Annotated in this window: 10 protein-coding genes; 4 read left to right on the forward strand and 6 right to left on the reverse strand. The window is 62.0% G+C overall.

Annotated elements, in window-relative coordinates; all coding sequences use genetic code 11:
* Nucleotides 1-353: 353 nt before the first annotated feature.
* The 3 genes from ACZ5BO_RS14535 (at nucleotide 354) to ACZ5BO_RS14545 (ending at nucleotide 10984) form a co-directional block, all read left to right on the forward strand.
* Nucleotides 354-9638 (forward strand): hemagglutinin repeat-containing protein, encoded by a 9285-nt coding sequence (locus ACZ5BO_RS14535; RefSeq protein WP_464700617.1) that lies wholly within the window; start codon nucleotides 354-356, stop codon nucleotides 9636-9638.
* The gene (locus ACZ5BO_RS14540; protein ID WP_464700619.1) at nucleotides 9635-10072 is read left to right on the forward strand and encodes a WapI family immunity protein; all 438 of its coding nucleotides are present in this window, start codon (nucleotides 9635-9637) and stop codon (nucleotides 10070-10072) included. Before ACZ5BO_RS14535 ends, ACZ5BO_RS14540 begins: the two co-directional genes overlap by 4 nt.
* 609 nt (nucleotides 10073-10681) lie before the next feature.
* Complete coding sequence (locus ACZ5BO_RS14545) at nucleotides 10682-10984, forward strand: hypothetical protein (RefSeq protein WP_464700621.1); 303 nt, start codon at nucleotides 10682-10684, stop codon at nucleotides 10982-10984.
* A 713-nt stretch (nucleotides 10985-11697) separates the two neighbouring features.
* Here ACZ5BO_RS14545 and ACZ5BO_RS14550 read toward each other — a convergent pair.
* The 5 genes from ACZ5BO_RS14550 to ACZ5BO_RS14570 all read right to left on the reverse strand — a co-directional run bounded on the left by ACZ5BO_RS14550 (nucleotide 11698) and on the right by ACZ5BO_RS14570 (nucleotide 19056).
* Entirely contained in the window at nucleotides 11698-13110 is a 1413-nt protein-coding gene (locus ACZ5BO_RS14550; RefSeq protein WP_464700623.1) for an amidase, read from the reverse strand.
* Nucleotides 13111-13242: 132 nt separating this feature from the next.
* The gene (locus tag ACZ5BO_RS14555; RefSeq protein ID WP_464700625.1) at nucleotides 13243-14421 is read right to left on the reverse strand and encodes a M20 aminoacylase family protein; all 1179 of its coding nucleotides are present in this window, start codon (nucleotides 14419-14421) and stop codon (nucleotides 13243-13245) included.
* Nucleotides 14422-14466: 45 nt separating this feature from the next.
* The gene (locus ACZ5BO_RS14560; protein ID WP_025128008.1) at nucleotides 14467-15771 is read right to left on the reverse strand and encodes an MFS transporter; all 1305 of its coding nucleotides are present in this window, start codon (nucleotides 15769-15771) and stop codon (nucleotides 14467-14469) included.
* Nucleotides 15772-15910: 139 nt separating this feature from the next.
* Nucleotides 15911-17272 carry a DUF1329 domain-containing protein gene (locus ACZ5BO_RS14565; protein WP_025128009.1) on the reverse strand — a complete coding sequence of 454 codons (1362 nt, stop codon included), beginning with the start codon at nucleotides 17270-17272 and terminating at the stop codon, nucleotides 15911-15913.
* A 32-nt stretch (nucleotides 17273-17304) separates the two neighbouring features.
* On the reverse strand, nucleotides 17305-19056 hold the full coding sequence (locus ACZ5BO_RS14570; RefSeq protein WP_464700627.1) for a DUF1302 domain-containing protein: 1752 nt from the start codon (nucleotides 19054-19056) through the stop codon (nucleotides 17305-17307).
* Between the two features lie 150 nt (nucleotides 19057-19206).
* Between ACZ5BO_RS14570 and ACZ5BO_RS14575 the strand changes: the two genes are divergently transcribed.
* Nucleotides 19207-20151, forward strand: coding sequence for a LysR family transcriptional regulator (locus tag ACZ5BO_RS14575; RefSeq protein ID WP_025128011.1), 945 nt, complete (start codon nucleotides 19207-19209; stop codon nucleotides 20149-20151).
* Between the two features lie 108 nt (nucleotides 20152-20259).
* Here the strand turns inward: ACZ5BO_RS14575 and ACZ5BO_RS14580 are convergent, their stop codons facing one another.
* Complete coding sequence (locus tag ACZ5BO_RS14580; RefSeq protein ID WP_081818625.1) at nucleotides 20260-21279, reverse strand: AraC family transcriptional regulator; 1020 nt, start codon at nucleotides 21277-21279, stop codon at nucleotides 20260-20262.
* Nucleotides 21280-21292: the final 13 nt, after the last annotated feature.

The following is a 21292-nucleotide window of genomic DNA, read 5'->3' on the forward strand; positions in this document are numbered from 1 at the left end:
CTCTTAACTGTTCAGAAAAGTCCTACATCCTCGATGGCCGGAGCGGTCCTAATATCGGCGTCCGTTGCCCCTGCCTTCCATCGGCAAGGCTTCAGGCAAATTGATGCCTGAATAGCGGCGCATGGGTATCGCGCTTCTTGCTCAGATCCTGTTGTCGTTTCCAGGCGCGAACCTGTTGTTCGTCACCCAGAGCATGAGGTTGCGCGGTGCCTTGCCCGGTTTCCCTTGGCGGCTCGCTTCTTCCCCATCTCCTTAAAGTTGTCCGCAGACAAGTGCCTTGCCCATTGTCCGGGTGAGCCCTTGTGCCGATCAGCGCGCGTTTTGCTTTGCGCTCCTGACCTGAGAAACACGACATGGATGTTCGTCAGTTTGCCTTTCTGGCCCGCCAACCTTCTGCCACCCTGCAAGCGCGGGAGTCGTTTTGGGGGCTGCCCAAGCGGGGCCTGGCGTTCGTCCTGGCCAACATGATGTTCTGGCAGCCTGTGGTGGCGATGGCCGATGGCATCGTGGTCAACGGCGGTGGCACCACACTGGGCCAGGCCGGCAATGGCGTGCCCATCGTCAACATCGCCGCGCCCAATGGCAGCGGCCTGTCCCACAACCAGTTCAGCGACTACAACGTCGGCCAGCAGGGGGTGATCCTCAACAACGCCACCGGCCGTACCCAGCAAACCCAACTGGGCGGGATCATCCTCGGCAACTCCAACCTGGGCGGGCGCTCGGCCAATATCATCCTCAACGAAGTCAACGGCGGCAGCCCCAGCCAGCTCAAGGGCTACACCGAAGTGGCCGGGCAGTCGGCCCATGTGATCGTCGCCAACCCCTATGGCGTGACCTGCAACGGCTGCGGCTTCATCAACACCCCGAAAGCCACCCTGACCACCGGCAAGCCGGTGATCGACAACGGCCAGATCCAGCGTTATCAGGTGGACCAGGGCAGCGTCGCCATCGAAGGCGCGGGGCTCAATGCGAGCAACGTCGACCAGTTCGAAATCATCACCCGCAGCGCCAGGATCAACGCCGAGATCCAGGCCCAGCACCTGGCGCTGATCGCCGGGGCCAACGACGTCGACGCCAAGACCCTGAGCGCCACGGCACGCACCGCCAACCCGGCAGACGCACCGCAACTGGCCATCGACAGTAGCGCCCTGGGCGGCATGTACGCCGGGGCGATCAAGCTGGTGGGCACCGAGGCTGGGGTTGGGGTCAAGCTCGACGGCAAGCTGATCGCCAGCGGTGGCGACATCCAGCTCGATGCCAACGGCCAGTTGCGCATGGCGGACGCGAGCGCCGAGAAGGGCGCGGTGGCGATCAAGGCCGGCAGCCTCGATGCCCAGGGAGTGGTCTACGCCGGCAGCGATCTCAAGGTGCAGACCCGGGGCGACCTGAGCAACCGCAGCACCCTGGCGGCGGCCAACAGCATCAATCTGGGCAGCGGCGGGCAACTGAACAACCACGGCATCATCGAAGCCGGGGTCAACCTCGACAACAGCCGCAACCCGAACGGCGATGTCACGCTGACGGCGCAAAACCTGAACAACAGTGACAAGAGCGTGGTAGCCAGCCGTGATCTGACGGTCACGGCAACCCGGAGCCTGGACAACCAGGGCGGCACCCTGAGCGGACAGCGCCAGGTGACGGTCAGTGCCGGGACTCTGGATAACAGTCATCAGGGCAAGCTGCTGAGCGCCGAGCGCCTGCAACTCAATGCCGATCTGGTGCGCAACGGCCAGGGCGGCCTGATCAAGAGCCAGCATGCCCTCCAAGCCACACTGGGCCACCTGGGCAATAGCGGCGGCGAGCTGTCGAGCCAGGGCCGCAGCACCCTGGTGCTGGCCGGCATGGACAACCTCAGCGGCGTGGTACTGGCGCAACAGGCCCTGAAGATCACCGGCAGCGCCGAGCTGGACAACCAGGGCGGCCTGCTCTCGGGCTGGCAGGGCCTGACCCTCAATGGCATCGGCCTGAACAACAGCAACAAGGGCACCGTCTCCAGCCTCAAGGGCGGTGTCGACATCACCCTCAACGACGCCTTGAACAACAGCCAGGGCGGTGCCCTGGTCAGCCAGCAAACCCTGGACGTCAAGGCCGCCAGCCTCGACAACAGCCACCAGGGGGTGATCTCCAGCGCCGGTGAGCAAAGCCTCAAACTGCGCGACCGGCTGGACAACAGCCAGGGCGGCTCCATCGACAGCGGCGCGACCCTGACCTTGCAGGCCATGACCCTGGGCAACCAGGGCGGCACGCTCAACGCTGCCGGCGATCTGCAGTTTATCGGTCGCGACCTGGACAACAGCCACGGCACCTTCAGCGGCGAGCAGGGCGCCACCCTCGACCTGCTGGGACACTTGATCAATAACCAGGGCACCCTGTCTGCTGCTGGCCCCTTGCTGCTCAAGCGCAGCACTAAGGTTGAGAACCAGGGAGGCGAACTCTCCAGCCAGCAGTGGCTGCGGCTGTTCACCGAAGAGTTGGACAACCGGCAGAAGGGCCGGGTAGCGGCCAATGATTCGGTGTTGATCAGCGCCAGTGGTGAGGTGCAAAACAGCGATGGCGGCGAGATCCTCAGCCGCGAAGCCGACCTGCAACTCAATGCCGAGCGCCTGGATAATGCCAAGGGCCTGTTGCAGGCCAAGACCAGCCTGGGCCTTGAAGTTTCCGTAACTGCCGACAACCAGGGCGGGCAGGTCATTGCCCAGCAGGGCGAGCTGACGCTCAAGGCGGCCAACCTCGACAACAGGGCCGGCAAGGTGTCTGCCCTCAACGGCGGCGCCATCCTGGAAACCGCCGCCAATGGCCGCCTCGACAACCGCGACGGCGCGCTCTTCGCCCAGCAGGCGTTGCATATCAGCGCCAAGGACCTGGACAACCGCGCCGGCCAGATCAGCGCCCGGCAGATCGAGCTGGAGCTGGGGGGCGCCCTGGACAACCGCCAGGGCCTGATCGAAAGCCGCAGCACCCTGGCCACCACCGCCGCCAGCCTGGACAACCAGCGTGGGCAACTGCGAGCCCTGGGCCTGGCCAGCAAGACCCGGTTCAGCATCGCAGGCACCTTCGACAACCGCGATGGCTCTCTGGAAACCGCCAACCATGACCTGGGCTTCGACGCCGGCGGCTTCAACAACCGTGGCGGCAGCCTGCTGCATAGCGGCAGCGGGGTGTTCGGCATTTCCATGGCCAACCTCGAAGACGTCGGCGGCCGCCTGAAGACCGCCGGCCAGCTGACTCTTGAGGCCGAGCGTTGGACCAACAGCAGCTCGATCCAGGCCGACCAGTTGCGAGTCAAGGTCGACCACCTGACCCAGACCGCCGATGGCCAGCTCCTGGCAAGCACCGGCCTGACCGGCAGCGGCAGCCACTGGAGCAACGACGGCCTGATCGGCAGCGACGCCGCGCTCAACTTCGACCTGAGCGGCAACTACAGCGGCAAGGGCCGCCTGAGCAGCCTCGGGCAACTGGACCTGCACGCTGCCCAACTGGACCTGGCAGACAGCGCCAGCATCGCCGGCGGTGCCAACAGTACCCTGCAGATCGATGGCGCGCTGAACAGCGCCGGGCGCATCACCGCCAGCCAGAAATTGCAGCTCAACGCCGCCAGCATCCACAACCTCGGCACCCTGGGCAGCGGCGCAGACCTGAACCTCACTGCCGCCACCCTGGTCAACGACCACGGCCTGATCTCCAGCGGCGGCAATCTGCAGCTGCTGACCACAAGCTTCACCAACCGCTACGCCCAGGTGTACAGCCTGGGCACCGTGCTGATCGCCAAGGACGACCAGCAAACCCGCGCCGACCTGCTGGACAACCGCTCCGGGGATATCGAAAGCCTGGGCAAGCTGACCATCGCCGCCAGCACCCTCAACAACGTCATGGACGTGCTGCAGTACACCGAACACGAAAAGAGCGCGGCCAGCATCACCCGCCTGTCCTGCGCCCTGATCCCCGGCGCCGGCTGCGACGACCGCGGCGGCGGCCGCATCAACGGCCTGTGGGAAGTGGCCGAAACCGATCGCCTGCGAGTGACCGACAGCAGCGCCGCCGCCAGCCTCAACAGCGGCGCCGACCTGCAGATCGACACCCAGACCCTGACCAACACCAGCAGCCTGATCACCGCGGCCGGCGACATCAACATCAAGGCCCAGACCGTCCACAACCAGGGCTTGCAGCCCCAGGAAATCACCACCCTGCGGCGCTACTGGAGCTTCGTCAACGAAACCGGCACCGCCGCTGCCCGCGCCGCCGCGTTCAATGCCCGCAACAACCCGACGCCTTCGAGCAGCTTCGCCTCCGACCTTAGCGCCTTCATTGCCTGGACCGGGGTGATGCTGTCCTCCAGCAGCAAGGTGGTGGACGGCGACCAATCCTTCGCCGCCACCATCCAGGCCGGTGGCAAGGTCAACCTCAAGACCGACCAGACCCTCGACAACAGCGTGATCCGCTCCTTCTACGAGTACGTCGGCGCCGGCAAGACCCTGACCGACACCGGCGTCGGCAACGGTTACTCGACGCCGATCCGGATCAACCCACAACTGCCCCCGGAGCTGGCCCAGCAACAGGTCAACCCCCTGGAGCTGCCGGGCTTCAGCCTGCCCACCGGCGGCAACGGCCTGTTCCGCCTCAGCGGCCAGGGTAGCGCCTTGGCCCAGGCCCCGACGCCTGCGCAGATCGCCGGCCTGCCGGACGCCGCGAGCCTGTCCCGGCCGCACAAGTACCTGATCGAAACCAACCCGGCGCTGACCAGCCTCAAGCAGTTCATGAGCTCGGACTACCTGCTGTCCAACCTCGGCTACAACCCGGACGACAGTGCCAAGCGCCTGGGAGATGGTTTCTACGAACAGAAACTGATCCAGCAAGCCATGGTCGCTCGCACCGGCCAACGCTTTATCGACGGCCAGGACAGCAACGAAAAGCTTTTCAAGCACCTGATGGACAACGCGCTCCAGAGCAAGCAACAGCTTGACCTGTCGGTGGGCGTAACCCTGACCGCCGAACAAGTCGCCGCCCTGACCCACGACATCGTCTGGCTGGAAAACCATGAACTGAATGGTGAACAGGTACTGGTGCCGGTGCTGTACCTGGCCCAGGCCAACAACCGCCTGGCGCCCAACGGCTCCCTGATCGCGGGCAAGGACGTGAGCCTGATTGCCGGCAAGGACTTGAGCAACGTCGGCACCCTGCGCGCGGCCAATGACCTGTCGGCGGTGGCGGGGGATAGCCTGGTCAATAGTGGGTTGGCGGAGGCGGGCAAGGGCCTGAATCTGACGGCGGGCAAGGATCTGCTGAACAAGGCCGGTGGCGTTATCGCAGGGCGCGATGTGGCCTTGACGGCAACTGATGGGGACGTGGTTAACGAGCGCACTTTGACTCGCCATCAGAGCTCCACTTCCATCAGTAATGAGCAGCGCGATTTTGTTGATAGTGCAGCGCGTATCGAGGCCGCCAACAATCTGACCCTGACTGCAAGCCGGGACCTGAAAAATACCGGTAGCGCATTGACCGCAGGCGGTGATGCGCTGCTCAGCGCTGGGCGTGACCTGTCCATTACGTCCACCGAACAGGCGAACAGCAGCAATGGCCAGTTCAAGAAAGGTCTCTGGACGCGTAGTCAGACCACACAAAATGCCAGTGACGTCCAGATAGCTGGCAGTCTGAAAGCAACAGCAGGTCAAGACATTCAAGTTGTGGCGAGCAAGGTTGCTGCCCAGCAAAGCTTGTCGATGGTTGCAGCGCGAGATGTGACCATCGAGTCTGCGGCCAATGCGGGTCATAGCTCGTTCAAAACCAGTAACGGTAGAAGTTCTGACGATCAGGTTCGCCAGCAGTCTTCACGCATAGAGGCGGGTGGTGACCTGTCGATCAAGGCAGGTCAGGACCTGACCTTGGTAGCCAGCCAGGTGAAGGGCGAGCAAAACGTCGCCCTGGATGCCGCTCGCGATCTCAATGTGCTGTCCGCAAAGGATGAAACTGCCTCTTTCATGTCCAAGAAGGGCAAAGGCTCCTTTGGTCAGAGCAGCAGCAAACAGCAGGAGAGCTACCACAGCACCAACGTCGCCTCGGTGGTGGAAGCCGGTAAAGACCTGACCCTCAACACCAGCAAGAAAGCCGATGGCGGCATGAGCATCAACGGTGGCCGCGACATCACGCTGATTGGCAGCCAGCTCAAGGCGGGTGCAGACCTGATGGTCGGCGCTACCGGCGACGTGGCGATCCTCTCAGGAGTCGAAGAGCACGGCTCCTACAGCAAGAAGACCAAGTCCGGTTTCCTCGGTCTGTCGAAAAGCGGCAAGAGTCAGCTGCAAACCACCGCGACCCAGGTAGGAAGTCAACTGGACGCCGGCAACGACGTAGTAGTGGCCGCCGGTAACGACATCCGCCTGCGGGCCAGCGAAGCCACGGCCGGTAACGATGTCGAACTGCGCGCCGGGCTGGTCAAGGACACGGGTGATATCAACCTGGTCTCGGCCAATGACACGGCCTACAGCCGCAGCGAGCAGTACAAGAGAAAGGTCGGGCTCTCGACCTCGGGAGCCAGCGTTTCCTTTGCCTCGGCCAAGGAGTCCGGGCGTCAGGCTCAGAGCAGTACCAGCGTGGGCAGCCAGGTACTGGCTGATCGCGATGCGACCTTGAAGGCCGAACGCGATATCAACGTGGTAGGCAGCGGCATCAGCGCCGGACGCAATGTCAGTCTTGACGCCGGGCGCGACGTCAACGTGGTCGCGGCGCAAAACAGCTCGGCGGAGCTGGACTGGAAAAAGAGCAAGCAAGTCGGCGTAGGCGTCAGCAGTGACGACAATGGCGTCAGCTTCTTCGCCGGTGCCGAACGCAACAAGGAAAAGAACCGCGTCGAACAACAGACTGCCGCCGCCAGCCAGATCAGCGCCGGTGAAGACCTGTCGATCAACGCCAAGCGCGACATCAATCAAGTCGGCTCCGACCTGCGCGCCGATCACGACATCAACCTGGTGGCCGGCCGCGACATCAAGATCGACGCGGCCCAGGAAGTACGGGTAACCGAGCAGCAGCGTGAAAGCGAGCGCAATGGCCTGGGCGTCACCCTCAACCACAACTATGGCAAGACCAAGGACGCGGTCAATGGTGCTGGCGACGGCGAGAACAACGTCAGCAAGGCTTCCAGCAGTCTCAAGGCCATCGACTCGGTCAGCCAGTTCCTCGCAGGCCCGACGGCGGACGTCAAGCTGGGCAACAGCAAGCAGAGCAGTAGCCAGGAGATTGTCGAGCAGGGGAATCGCTCATCGACCCTGCACGCCGGCAACGATCTGAACCTCACGGCCAATAACGACGTGACCGTCAAGGGCGGCCAGTTGGGCGCCGGACGCGATATCAACGTCATCGGGCGCGACGTCACTCTGGATGTGGCCAAAGGCAGTATCAGTGAGGAAACCCGCAACAGTGAAAGCTGGGGCGGTATTCATGGCGGCACCAGCGGCGGTTTCAAGATTGGTGTTGGCGGCAGTTTTGGCACTGCCAACGGCGAGAGCAGCCAGGGCTCCTCCACCGTTACCCAGCTTGATGCAGGGCGCGATATCAACCTCAAAGCCAGCAATGACCTGACCCTGACCGGGACCCAGGCTCAGGCCGGACGCAATATCGATCTGGACGCTGGCAACGACCTGAACATTCGTGCCGCGCAGAACGACCACAGCAGCGAGAACAACCGCAACAGCGGCGGTGGGGAAATGGGCTTCACCTTTGGCTCGGAAGGCGTGGGCGTCTACGCCAGCGTCAGCATGGGCAAGGGCAATCTGGAGCGTGAGGGCGAGCGCCAGCAAGAGGCCTATCTCTATGCCGGGGACCGTCTGGGCTTCACCAGTGGCAAGGACACCAACATTTCTGGTGCCAACCTGCGTGGTGATGAGGTGATCGGGCGTGTCGGGGGGGACCTGAACGTCGCTTCGGTTGCCGATACCGGCAAGGTCAAGGGCAAGGAATTCGACATCAGCGTCACCGCCACCTTTGGTCCTGCCCCAGGGCTCAGTGGTTCGGTCGGTTACGGCCAGACCACCGGCAAGACCGACTGGGTTGAAGAACAAACCCGCATCACCGGCAAGAACAAGGTCGATATCCGCACTGAAAACCACACTCAGATCGACGGTGCGCTGATCGCCGCCGACAACGGCAACCTCAAGTTGGACACCAGCACCCTGGGCTTCAGCGATATGGCTGGCAAGGATAAGGAGCACGGTTATTACCTGAACGTCGGCGGCACCTACAGCTCCGGTAGTGGCACCACCCAAGACAGCAGCCAGGTGGGTAAAGGCAAGGAGGGCGAAACCGGCTGGAGCGTCAGCGGCTGGGACTACCAGAAAGACCGCGAGCAGATCGTGCGTGCCACCGTTGGAGCGGGCGAGATCGTGGTGCGCAAGGACGCCGAGACCGGAGCCGATTCAACCGCCGGGCTGAACCGGGATGTGAGCAAGGCGTATGAGATCACCAAGGATGAAGAGTCGCGTACGGATTTGTATGCGAGTAGTTCTTCGCTGGGAGCGGTGGCGAGTCCTAAGCAGACGTATGCAGCTTGGAAGAAGAACGTTGAGCTGTATGGGGAGAACAGTCGGGACGCGATCTTAAAACTTGATGAGCTCGTGGCCAGTATGGTCGTGCTGATGACCGCGGGAAGTGATATCGAGTTTGCTTCAAAGCACGTGAATAACGTGCTGGTGATTCGTGAGAATGCCCGCAAACTGGTCAGCAAGGATGAGAACAAGCGCGCGGAGGGCATGGACTATCTGATCCGCTCGCAAGTCGGTGAAGCGAATGGAGATGCCGCTAAATTTTTTGTCGCCCGGATGAAGGATGTCGCTCGTGAAAGTCCGGAAAAGTCACTTGAGCTAGCAGAGATGCTGGCAGGTCTGAGGAGCCCTTCCAGTGGCTCACTTCAGCTAGTACAAGGGCTAGGCGCCGGATTGTATGGAGCCCTGGCAACGGCGTTGCTCTATCAAGCCTCAACACCAGACAACCAGGACAAAATGCGCAGCGCGGTCAACTCTGTGGTGGAGAGTGTCAGCAGTAGTGCAAGCGCAAAAGCAGAAGAGGCGCAGAGGCAGCTAACGATTGCGATGGCTGTATGGAAATTGACCACTCAGATGGTGTTTCCAATTCATCTGCTTGATGATGAAAATCGAAAGCTGGTCAATCCGATTGTTGATATGTCAGGCGGGAATCCCTCCAGTGGGGGTTACGCTGAAGGTGGTGGGGTTGTTACTACGCCTCATACTGGCGGCACTCAGCTGGATGGGTGGCAGACGGATGGGGCTTATGTCACTCCGGAGCACAAGCTGAATCCGGGGCTTGTATATTCTGAAGAAGTTATAATATTTAGAGGGTTAGATCAGAATCGACCTTTGCGAGATCTAACGCATCAGGAGCTTGATAGGCTATTCTCTGGGACTGGTTTTGTACTGTCTAATCATGCGATAACGAGATTGAAGGATTCACGTACAAAGGCAATTGGTTTTGAAACACTGAATGATATTTCGAAGATTTTTAATAAAGGATCAAAGTTTGACGCAGGAAGAGGTGAAGTAGGATTTTCATATAAAGGGCTGGAGGTGATTATAAATCCAGAAACCAATAAAATTGTGACCTTTAGGCCTGAAAAAAATCGGATTGTAAAATGATTGATATCTGTGATGAGAATAAAAGATTTTCATTGGAAGTGTGCTCTTATGAGTTTCCTTCCGCATCTGATTCGGACGATGCAAATTGGCTGCTGGTCGAAGTGCAGGTGGAGGACGGAGAAGGTGTTAGTTGGAGTGCAAAAGAGGCATGTTTAAGGACCTTTGAGTTAGTTGAACTTCTCGATTGGTTTCGGAGTGTTTTGGTCGGAAGGCTTGAAAAAGGAATATACTTCACAGAAGGCGAGTTAGCGTTTTCTTATCTGGCTGATAAAATTTTGTGTGTGTCTTTGGATTTCGGATTTCACCCCAAAGGATTGGACTATGTATATGGTGTTGATTGTGAGAAGTTGGTAAAGTTTTCTATCGATCAAAAAACTATTTCTGGTGTTATTAAAGGGTTGGAGCTTTCGGTCTCAAAATTTCCGATTAGGTAATTTCTCGCTACTTGATGGTTAGTGTTCTGAGCGTGTAATTCGTTTTCTGATCCGCTCGCAAGTCGGTGAAGCGAATGGAGATGCCGCTAAGTTCTTTGTCGCCCGGATGAAGGATATCGCTCGTGAAAGTCCGGAAAAGTCACTTGAGCTAGCAGAGATGCTGGCAGGTCTGAGGAGCCCTTCCAGTGGCTCACTTCTGCTAGTACAAGGGCTAGGCGCCGGATTGTATGGAGCCCTGGCAACGGCGTTGCTCTATCAAGCCTCAACACCAGACAACCAGGACAAAATGCGCAGCGCGGTCAACTCTGTGGTGGAGAGTGTCAGCAGTAGTGCAAGCGCAAAAGCAGAAGAGGTATAGAGGCAACTAACGATTGCGATGGCTGTATGGAAGTTGACCACTCAGATGGTGTTTCCAATCCATCTGCTTGATGATGAAAATCGAAAGCTGGTTAGCCCGATTGTTGAGACGTCAGGCAAGAATCCTACCAGTGGCGTTTACGCTGAAGAAGATGGGGTTGTCACTACACCTCGTACTGGCGGGATGCAGCTGGATGGGGGGCAGACGGTTGGGGCTTCTGTTACTCCGGAGCACAAGCTGAATCCGGGGGGATGTCTAATTCATCTAGCACTTCTGAGGGGCGTGTACTGACAGGTCCCTCGGTTGAAAACTTGCGACGTCATGGTTTTAAGGATCTTAAACAGGTTGATGATGTGATTAACAATGCAGCACATAAAGTCAATCAAAGTGATGGTGCTGTTGTTTTTGTTCAGAAAGCGGTAGCTGGTAGTAAGGAAAAGTATAGTTTGGTTGTTGAGGGGGAAGAGGGTATTGTTACTGATATGCGTAATTTTGATAGGCTTGATGTTCAGAAGATGGCCCGAAACCAAGGCTGGGAAAATTTTCCTTTTTAAGTGAGGAAGTGGCGTGAGGATTGAACTTAAATCCGAAGCAGGGGTGCTGAGGTTTCTTGTCAAAAGTAAAGAGGCTAAGAATTGTTTTTTGATTTGATGTTGTCTGTGATTGGAATGATAAATTTTCTGGTTGTTTAGCAGATAGATTTTTTGTAGTTTGAATTTTAGCGATATAAAAAGACTTATAGAGTATTTTGATAGGCATAAAGTCTCAGTGCTCGCCGATAAGGTTGATGGGTCATTGGTTTTTATGCCGTTGGAAAATGATTTTTAAATAAAATTTATGGCTGGAGAGGCTGAAAGCTTGGAGGAGGGATGTTTTTTGATTGGATTTTTATTTAATTTTGGAGGAAGGGATGAAGATTCTTCAAATGTGTATTTCGGATTTGAAGCTAGTATTGAATTTTCAGCAGTAGATGATTTTTGTAGCTCTTTGAGGGGGGTGATCCCTGATAAGTAGAGTAGTAGATGCGGAGTGTTTGACGAAACACTGAAGGTACTGAGCGATCTGGGAGAGCATCATCCGGTAAAGGATGCAGTTCTAGGCTCTATCACCAAAGAGAGCAAGTAAGTCTTTGAACGACAGGTATCCGATCAATCGCAAGAGAAAAAGGGCGACTTTCAAGCCGCCCTTTTTGCTTACTGAAGCACCTGTTCCTGCATTCGCTTTGTCGTCACATCCATCAAGTCGTACCCCTCCATTTTTCGCCACCTCACACCCTCACCCGCGGAGCCCTCAGCTGCTCTCGCGCAAAGGTGCTTTCATACGCCCGACAAACCCTCAGTACCTGATCATCAGCGAAGCGCGCTGCCACCACTTGCAGGCCGATGGGCAAACCCTGCTCCGAGAAGCCGCAAGGCAGGGAGGCTGCGGGTTGCTGCGTCAGGTTGAACGGGTAGCTGAACGGCGACCAATGCAGCCAGTCGTCGAGGCCGGAGCCGGGCGGGGTGTCGTGCCCGGCTTCGAAGGCGGTGATGGGCAGCATCGGGCACACCAGCAGGTCGTAGCGCTGGTGAAAGGCGTTCATCCGGGCCATCAGGGCGGCCCGGGCTTCCTGGGCGGCGGTGAAGTCGGCCAGGGTGGTGTGCCGGCATTGCTCGGTGAAGCGCAGCAGGCCGGGGTCGAGCAGGGCCTTGTGCGCCGGGGTCAGGTGGCTGGCCAGGCTTGCGGCTCCGGCGTTGATCACGGTCCTGAACAGTTCCAGTGGGTTGTCGAAGCCCGGGTCGACGGCTTCGACCCGGGCGCCGAGTTGTTCCAGGCGGGCTACCGCTTGGGCGACTACTCGAGCCACTTGCGGGTCGACCTGGACGTAGCCGAAGTTTGCGCTGTAGGCGATGCGCAGGCCCTTGAGGTCGGTGCTTTCGGGCAGCCACGGGGTGTGGCGCGGGGCGCCCAGCAGTGGGTCGCGCGGGTCGGGCTGGGCGAGGGTGTGCAGGAACAGCACGGCATCGTCGACGCTACGGGTCATGGGCCCCAGGTGCGACACCAGGGTGGTGGCGCTGGCCGGCCATTGCGGGATGTAGCCGAAGGTCGGCTTGAAGCCGAAGGTGCCGGTGAAGCTGCTGGGGATGCGGATCGAGCCGCCGGCGTCGCTGCCCTGGTGCAGTACGCCGAGGTTCAGTGCGGCGGCCACCGCGGCGCCGCCGGAGGAGCCGCCGCAGGTCATGCGGGTGTCCCAGGGGTTGCGGGTGATGCCGTACAACGGGCTGTCGGTCACGCCCTTCCAGCCGAATTCCGGGCTGGTGGTCTTGCCCAGTATCACGGCTCCGGCGTCGCGCATAAAGGTGGTGACGGGCGCGTCGACCTCCCAGGGGCCTTCGGCGGCAATGGTCAGCGAGGCTTTGCGGGTCGGCATGCCACGGGTCGGAGTCAGTTCCTTGATCGAGGTGGGCAAGCCATCCAGGGCGCCGCAGGGCTGGCCCTTGAACCAGCGTTGTTCGGCGCAGCGGGCAGCTTGCAGAGCGCCTTGCGGGTCGGTGTAGCAATAGGCGTTGACCAACGGGTTGAAGCGCTCGATGCGTGCCAGGGCATCTTCGGTGACGTCCACCGGCGACAGGCGCCGGGCACGGTAGTGAGCCAGCAGTTCGACGGCGCTCATGTCGGCAATGGCAGTGGCTTGAGTCATGGCAGTGATCCTGGTTAAGAAGCTCCGAGCGGGCCGCGCGACGCAAGGGCGGCGCGGCTGCTGCAGGGACGAGGTGATTGGCGCTGGCGCGGGGCCACGCGCCACTGGCTGCGGGGGTGTTGCCTGGGGCGGTCAGCGCAGGTAGGCCTGCACCAGCTCGACCCAGCAGGCGGCGCCCAGTGGAATCAGTTCGTCGTTGAAGTCGTAGTGATCGTTGTGCACCGAGCAGCCGTTGAACTCCCCGGTGCCGTTGCCCAGGCCGAAGTAGCAGCCGGGCACTTCCTGCAGCATCCAGGCAAAGTCTTCGCTGCCCATGGCCTTGAATGACACCTGCTCCATCACGTTGTCGGCACCCAGGGCCCGATGTGCGGCCTCGAACATTTGCCGGGTCTCGGCGGGGGTGTTGACCAGCACCGGGGCCAGCAGTTGGTAGTCGATGTCGGCGCTGACGCCGAACGAGGCGGCCTGGCCCTGGACGATGCTGCGGATCCGCTGTTCGACCTGTTGGCGAATCTGCGGGTCGAGGGTGCGCACGCTCAGTTCCAGCATCGCCGTCTCCGGGATGATGTTGGTGGCGGTGCCGGCCTGCACTTTGCCGATGCTGACCACCACTGCGTCGCTGGCGCTGACGTTGCGCGAGACCACGGTCTGCAACGCGCCGATGATGCTGCCCAGGGCCGGGATCGGATCGAGGGTGCGCTCCGGCATGGCGCCGTGCCCGCCGCGGCCTTTGAGGGTGATGCACACCCGCTCGGACGAGGCCATGACCCCGCCGCTCTTGATGATCGCGTAGCCCACCGGGAACCCCGGCATGTTGTGGAAGGCGTACACCGCATCACAGGGAAAGCGCCGGAACAGGCCGTCCTCCATCATGCTCCTGGCGCCGGTCAGGCCTTCTTCATCGGGCTGGAAGATCAGGTTCAGGGTGCCGTTGAAGTCACTGTGCAAGGCCAGTTGCTCGGCCGCCGCCAGCAGGGTCGCGGTGTGTCCGTCGTGGCCGCAGGCGTGCATCAGCCCGGCGTGTCGGCTGGCCCAGGGCAGGCCGTTTTTTTCCTCGATCGGCAGGGCATCCATGTCGGCCCGCAGGCCCAGGGTCTTGCCGCCCTGGCCACGGCGCAGGACCCCCACCACGCCATGGCCACCGACCCCGGTGTGCACTTGGTAGCCCCATTCTTCAAGCAGGCGGATGACCAGGGCCGAGGTGTCCAGGGTGGCCTGTCCCAGTTCGGGGTGGGCGTGGATGTCGCGGCGAATCGTCACGAAGCGCTCGGCGCTGGCTTGCAGTCGATGTGGCAGGTTGTCGGGGCTCACGGCAGTTTCCTTGTTGGCAGGTATGGGAGTGGACAGCGAACCGGCTCAGGGGCGGCCGGGGTGTTCCGGGTAGTACCGCAGGGCCAGGCCGCTGAGGAGGATGGCGCCACACAGGTACCAGGCCGGCACCAGCGGGCTGCCGGTGAGGGCGATCAACCCGGTGACGATCAGCGGCGAGAAGCCGCCGAACAGGGTCACGCCGAAGCTGTAGATGATCGACAGCCCGGTCACGCGCTCGTCGCGGGCAAAGGCTTCCATCAACAGCGCCAGGCCGGCGCCACCGCTGATGGCCATCGGCAGGATCAGCAGCGCCACCGCCACCAGGCAGAGCAACGTGCTGTGCTGGCCGAGCAGCATGAAGGCCGGGTAGGTGACGATGATCTGCACCCCGCATAGCCAGTACAGCAAGGGCTTGCGCCGTGGCATGCGGTCGGCGAAGCGCGAGGCGAAGGGCGGCACCACGGCCAGCAGGACGCAGGCGAAGGCCACCAGCGAAAAGGCGAAGCTGCTGCTGTAGTTCAAGGTCCGGGTGAGGTAGGTGGGCATGTAGAACACCACCATGTAGGAGCTGACTGTCGAGCTGGCCATGAGCAGGATGCCCAGCCCCAGGGTTCGGGCGTGGCGGCGCAACAGGTCGCGAAAGGGCGTCGGCCGGTCGGGGTTGTGGTGGGTTTCATCCAGGTGCTTGCGGATGTACCAGCCCACCGGGCCGATCAGCAGGCCGATGATGAAGGGCATGCGCCAACCCCAGCCGTGCAGGGCCTGTTCCGACAGCAGGCTGGTCAGCAGCAGCCCGGAGAGTGCACCGAGCAATGCTGCGGCGCCCTGGCTTGCGCCTTGCCAGCAGACCATGAAACAGCGGTTATCGGTACGTCCGGATTCCATGAGGAAGGCCGAGGCGGCACCGACTTCACCGCCGGCAGAAAAACCCTGCAGCAGCCGGCCGAACACCAGCAGCAAGGTGGCGAAGAGGCCGATGCTGGAGTAGGTCGGGGTGAAGGCGATGATCCCGGTGCCCAGGGTCATCAGGGCGATGGTCAGGGTCAGGGCCTGCTTGCGCCCGTAGCGATCCGCCACCCGGCCGATCACGATTGCCCCCAGGGGGCGCACCAGAAAGCCCAGGGCGAAGGTCACCAGCGACATCATCAGCGAGGCCAGGGGGGAGTCGGCGGGGAAGAACAGCTGGCCGATGATCACTGCAAAAAAGCTGTAGACGGTGAAGTCGTACATCTCCAGGGCATTGCCCAGGGACGAGGCGACCACCACTCGGCGCATCTTGCTGCGGTCCGCCGAGGCGGTTTCGGCTGGCGTGTAGTCGAGCGCAAGCGAGGAAACGGGTGTGCTTTTCATGGCATTTTCCAAAGAGTGGCAGGTGGTGCTTGGCATCGCTGATCAACCGTGCAGGGGCGTAGCCGTACCCTGTTCAACGCTGCCGCGGGTTCCTGCTAGGTGTCAGCAGGAGCCCGCGCTGCGGGCGAATCCGTGGCGCTTAGCGCACCCCGCTCTGGCGCAGGGCGTTCGGCGTGAACTCGGCCTCCAGCGCCTTGACCCCGAACTGGTAGCTGCTCTTCTCTTCGTTTTTCAGCCCCAGCACCAGGTAACGGCCGCTGACCAGGTCATTCAGGGTCTCGGCGGTGTACCAGGGCACCTGGCTGTTGTAGTACGACAGCTGGTGGGCCTCGGCCAGGCGCCACAGGGTATTGCGCCCGTCGTAATGATCGATCACCGCGGCCTGCCAGGAGTCCTCGTCGATGTAGAAGTCGCGCTTGGCGTACACATGGCGCTGGCCGGGCTTCAGGGTCGCCACCACATGCCAGACCCGATGCAGTTCATAGCGCGCCAGGTCCTGGTTGATGTGCCCGGCCTGGGTGATCTCGGCGTATTTGAGCTTGGGCGAATCGAGCAGGTAGCTGTTGTAGGGAATGAACAGCTCCTGCTTGCCCAGCAACTGCCAGTCGTAGCGATCTGGCGCGCCGTTGAACAGGTCGTAGTTGTCCACCACGCGCTGGCCGTCGGTGCTGGCGGCCGGGCCGTCATAGGCAACCTGCGGTGCGCGCCGCACCCGGCGCTGGCCGGCGTTGTAGATCCACGCCTGGCGCGGTTCCTTGACCTGGTCGAGGGTCTCGTGGACCAGCTCGACGTTGCCCGCCAGGCGGGCCGGCGCCACCACCGTCTGCTTGTTGTAGAACAGCACGTTGCTCGGCTTGGCCGGGTCGTAGTCAGCAAGGCTCTCACGCAGCACGTACTGGTGGGCATAGGTGACCGGCGTGGCGACCCCACGAACATCCGGCACGATCTGCACCATCAGCCGCTTCACGCTGTCACCACGGTAGCGAGTGATGTGGTTCCAGATCACCTCCAGGCCGTTGCTCGGAATCGGGAAGGGAAAGGCCTTGGTGAAGTTCTCCAGGCCGTTGCCGCCGGCGATCAATCGAGTGTTCACCGCGTTGCGCCGTGCCGCTTCAACAATGCTCGGCGGCACGCTGGCGCTGCGGTGCGTGGGGAAGACGTTCATCTGGTAGTCGGGGTAGCGCTTGAACATCGCCACCTGGCCGGGGGACAGGCGATCCTGGTACTGCGCCAGGTTCTGCCCGGTGATGCTGAACAACGGGCGCTCGCCGGCATAGGGATTGGCCAGAAACCCCGCGCTGTCGACCGCGCCGGCATCCTTCGCCAGGCCGCCGGTCCAGGCCGGGATGGTGCCCTGGGCATTGCCTGCGCGCTCGGCGCCGAGCGGGGTCAGGGTGGTTTCCAGTTGCTTGGCCGTATCGGGCGAGACCGCCGCCATGGCCGAAGTGCAGAGCAGCAGTGCCAACGCACCGCCGTGGATAAAGGCTGTCGAACCTGTCATGTCACGCTTCCCGTTCAGTGGGCTGATTTGGCTTAAAAGCTCACGCCGACGCTGAGGGCGACAAAGTCGCGATCGGTCGAGGTGTTGTAGCGGCCACCGAAGAAGTCGGTGTAAGAGAGGCTGGCGGTGTAAGTGTTGCTGAGGTCCGCATCCAGGCCGAGGCTGATGGCCTTGCTGCCCTGGTTGAAGTTGGGCCCGTAGCCATGCACGTCATGGGACCAGGACAGGTTAGGCTTGAGGTTCACCCCGGCGATCAGGTTCTGGTAGTCGAGCAGGGCACGGGTTCGGTAGCCCCAGGAGTTGGCGGTGTAGAAACCCTGGTTGTTGCAGTTCTGCGGGTTGACCGGGTTGGCCATGACCACACAGTTGCGGTTGTCCGGCAGTTCGCCGTTGCCGAAGAGGCTGTCGCGGCCGAAGCGCAGGGTGTTGCTGCCCAGGTCCCCCAGGTGGTTGTAGCCGACCTCGGCAATCAGGGTCAGGCGCTCGGCGGCCCAGATCTGATCGAGGAAGTGGGTGAAGGTCATCTGCGCCTGGCTCACCGGTTTGCGCACATAGCCGTGGAAGCTTTCGCCCGCCACGGGCCGGGCGTGGCCGCTGGTGAAGATCGGCGCGCCAAGGTCGGCGGCCATCGGTCCGGCAAGGGCGGCGATGGTCACGTCGCTGCCATTGAGGGACAACGGCATGTTGGGTCGGTAACTGAGTTCACCGGACACCGCAGTGCTGCCCAGGGTGGTGGAGAAACTCAGGCCGTAGAGGCGGATGTCTTCCGGGTACTCGATGAAATATTCGGCGCTGGCCGCCCGGGTTCCCGGCTTGACCGCGAAAGGCGCGCTGCCCACCGTGCCGCCGACGAAGGGCGCGCGGCTGTGGTAGTTCATCCCGTACAGGCCGAACTCGGTGTTGTTCAGCGCCTCGACCTGCCAGCGCAGGGCCACGCCGAATTGCCCGCTGTCCCGGGCGTCGCGGTCGCCGCCACGGGTGAAGTGGTACTGGCCGTTGGGGTCCCAGGGTGGCGAGAAGCCCATGCGGGTGTTGCAGCCGTCGGCCATCACGTCGGAGCCGAAGAAGGTGCCGCAGTTGTCGAGCACCGTCTGGTCCCATTCCAGCTGGTAGAAGAACTCGGCGGAGAGGCTGGTGCTCAGCCCCTGAGACAGGAACAGCATGTTCACCGGGATCAGCCCTTCCTTGATCTCGGCCCCGGGCCTGCGGAACGCCGCGACATCGCTCGGGTTGATCACGTTGATGCCGTTGCCGATGAAGGTGCTCTCGCCCCAGCTGACCACCTGCTTGCCCAGGCGCGCATTGCCCGGTTGCTCGGCGATGAAATAGTTGTGGTAGACGAAGGCGTCCAGCAGTTGCGCACCCGAGGACTTGGCGGCCTCCTTGCGCTGGCGGTCGCTGATGGGAAGGTAGCGCCGGCTTTCATCCTTGAGTTCGAAGTCGTACCAGTACTTGCCCCGCAGGAACAGGCCGCTGTCGCCGTAGCTCAGTTGCAGGTCGTGGATGCCCTTGAAGATCTTCGAGAAGGTCTCGCCGCGACGAAAGTTCAGGCGTCCATCGTCGGCGCTCTGGCTGGATCCATGCCCACCGTTCCAGGTGCCGATGAAGCCCCGGTCCGGGTTGCGTAGTGCCCAGCTGCTGCCGATGGACAGCGTCGAATCGAACTGGCCCTGGACCTCGCCGATATCGAAGGCCGCGGCCTGGCCCTCGGTGCTGGCGGCCAGGGCGATGACGGCGCCGAGGGTCAGAGGACGCAAGCGATCAAGCTGGAATTGGTGTGCCACAGAACTTCCCCATCGTTATTTTTATTGGAGGCAGTACGCGGTGCCTGCCGGGCGATGCTGGTGCTGGTGCTGGTGCTGGTGCTGGTGCTGGAGAATCTTCTGGGAGCGTGTTAAGAGTGTCCAATGCAAAGGTTGGGAAGGATTGATGCAGTGAGCGACTTAATCGACTTGAAGCGTGTGCGTCACCTGGTGTACCTGAGCGAGGAGTTGCACTTCTCCCGTGCGGCGGCCCGGGCCAACCTGTCGCAGACGGCCTTCAGCCGCAGCATCCAGTCCCTGGAGGCCGACCTAGGGGTGCGCCTGTTCGATCGGGATACGCGCACGGTGATCCTCACGGCCGCCGGCCAGCAGTTGATTGGCCGTGCCCATGAGCTGCTCGGGTGCGCGCGGAAGCTGGTGGCCCAGGCCAGCGATATCGCTGGGGCCGAGGGCGGTGAGCTGAGCTTTGGCATCAGCCCGATGGCCTCGACCCTCAACACCGTCGAGATGCTCATCGGGTTGCGCAAGAAAATTCCCCGGCTGGTGCTCAATGTCCAGGTTGGCTATTGGGACCAGCTGTGCCACCTGCTGGAAACCGAACAGCTGGATTTCGTCGTGGCCAGCATCAAGGCCGGCCAGGAGTTCGACCCGCGGTTCTCGATCATCCACCTGCCGTCCCAGCCAGCGTCGGTGTTCTGCCGCTGCGACCATCCCCTGGCCCGGCAGGACGGCCCCATCCAGCGTGCGCAGATCCTCGACTATCAGTGGAGCGGGGTGGTGCCCTCCAACGAGGCGTCGGTGTACGCCTTGTTCGATTTGCCCCCCGGGACCCTGCTGCCCTGGAGCCTGAGCTCCAACGACCTGAACCTGCTGCGCGAAACCACCCTGAGCAGCGATTCGTTGCTGCTGACCTGGCGCTCCTGGCTCGACCGGGACCTGCGCGAGGGCCTGCTGGTGGACCTGATGCCGCGCATCCAGCCGCCCTGGCCGGCGGAACTGCTGACCATCAACAATGCGCTGATGGCCCATGCCGGGCGCACCCTGTCGCCGATTGCCCAGCAGGCGGTGGACATGATCGTCGCCGGGGTTGCGCCTCCGGCGAGTGCCTCGGGCTAGCCGGGAGGCAGGTCGAAGCGGCCTTGCCAGCAACGTGACACAAGGGCAGCTGCCACAGGCCTCGGCAGCTGGGGCCCGCCCCGAGGCGAAAGCCCCAGGGCGCGGTTCTCAGGGTTGCAACAGCAGCTGTTGCCGGCGGGCGCTGGGGCTCTGGTCGAACCAGCGATAGCAGGCCCGGGTCAGGGAACTGGGGTCGCCGTAGCCCAGCAGGAACGCCACTTCGGTCAGGGGAATCTGCGGGTGCGGCAGCAGTGCATCGAGCCGTTTGCGGCGCAGGTCATCGATGATCTGCTCCACCCGCAGTCCTTGTAGCAGCAGGCGCCGCTGGAGCATGTGCCGGGGCATGCCCAGTTGCCTGGCCAAGGTCGGCAGGTTGCAGGTGCCTGTCATCAGCAGGCGTTCTGCCAGGGTCTCCACCTGGCGTCCCAGGTCCAGCGGGTGGCGCTGGATCAGTTGGCGCACCAGGCGTTCGCTGGCCTCGAGTATTGCCTGGCTGGGGGCCGCCAGCGAGGTGTCGAGCAGGGCCGCGGGAAACACCAGGGCGCTGTCGGCCTGGGCGACCTCGACCTGACAGCCGTACCGTGCGCGATAGGCCTCGGCACTGAGGCCGCCCTCATGCTGCAAGCGCAGGCGCCAGTCCGCGCCGGCACTGCCGGTCACCTGCCGCAGGAAGGCGATGGCAATGCCGTAGACCAGCTCGGTCAGTTGCCGGTCGCCCGAGCGGCTGACGCTGGGGTCATGCTGCAGGCGCCAGACCGCCTGCCCGCTCTCGACGGCCAGGCTCACCTGCAGCCCGGGGGAATGGTAGGGCATGTAGCGCGCCACCTGCTGCAAGGCATCGGCGAGATGGCTGGCGTGCTGCACGATCAAGGCCACCGGGCCAAGGATCGAAATGTCCTGCAGGCTCGCCAGGCGTGCGCCGAAGTCGGGCAGGGCCAGGCGCTGGGCAGCCAGCTCCAGCAACCGCGCGACCTGCTCTAGGGGCAGGCAGAAGTGGCTGTCTTGGAGTTGGGCCGAGGTCAGGCCGAGCGCGGCCAAAAGGCTTTGCGGGCTCCCGCCATGCTGCTCCACCAACCGCGTGAAACCGGTCAGGGCAGAGGCCCTGACCAGGAATGAAGTACGGGTCATTTTGTTCCCGGAT

It is taken from the genome of Pseudomonas sp. FFPRI_1 (assembly GCF_055384485.1).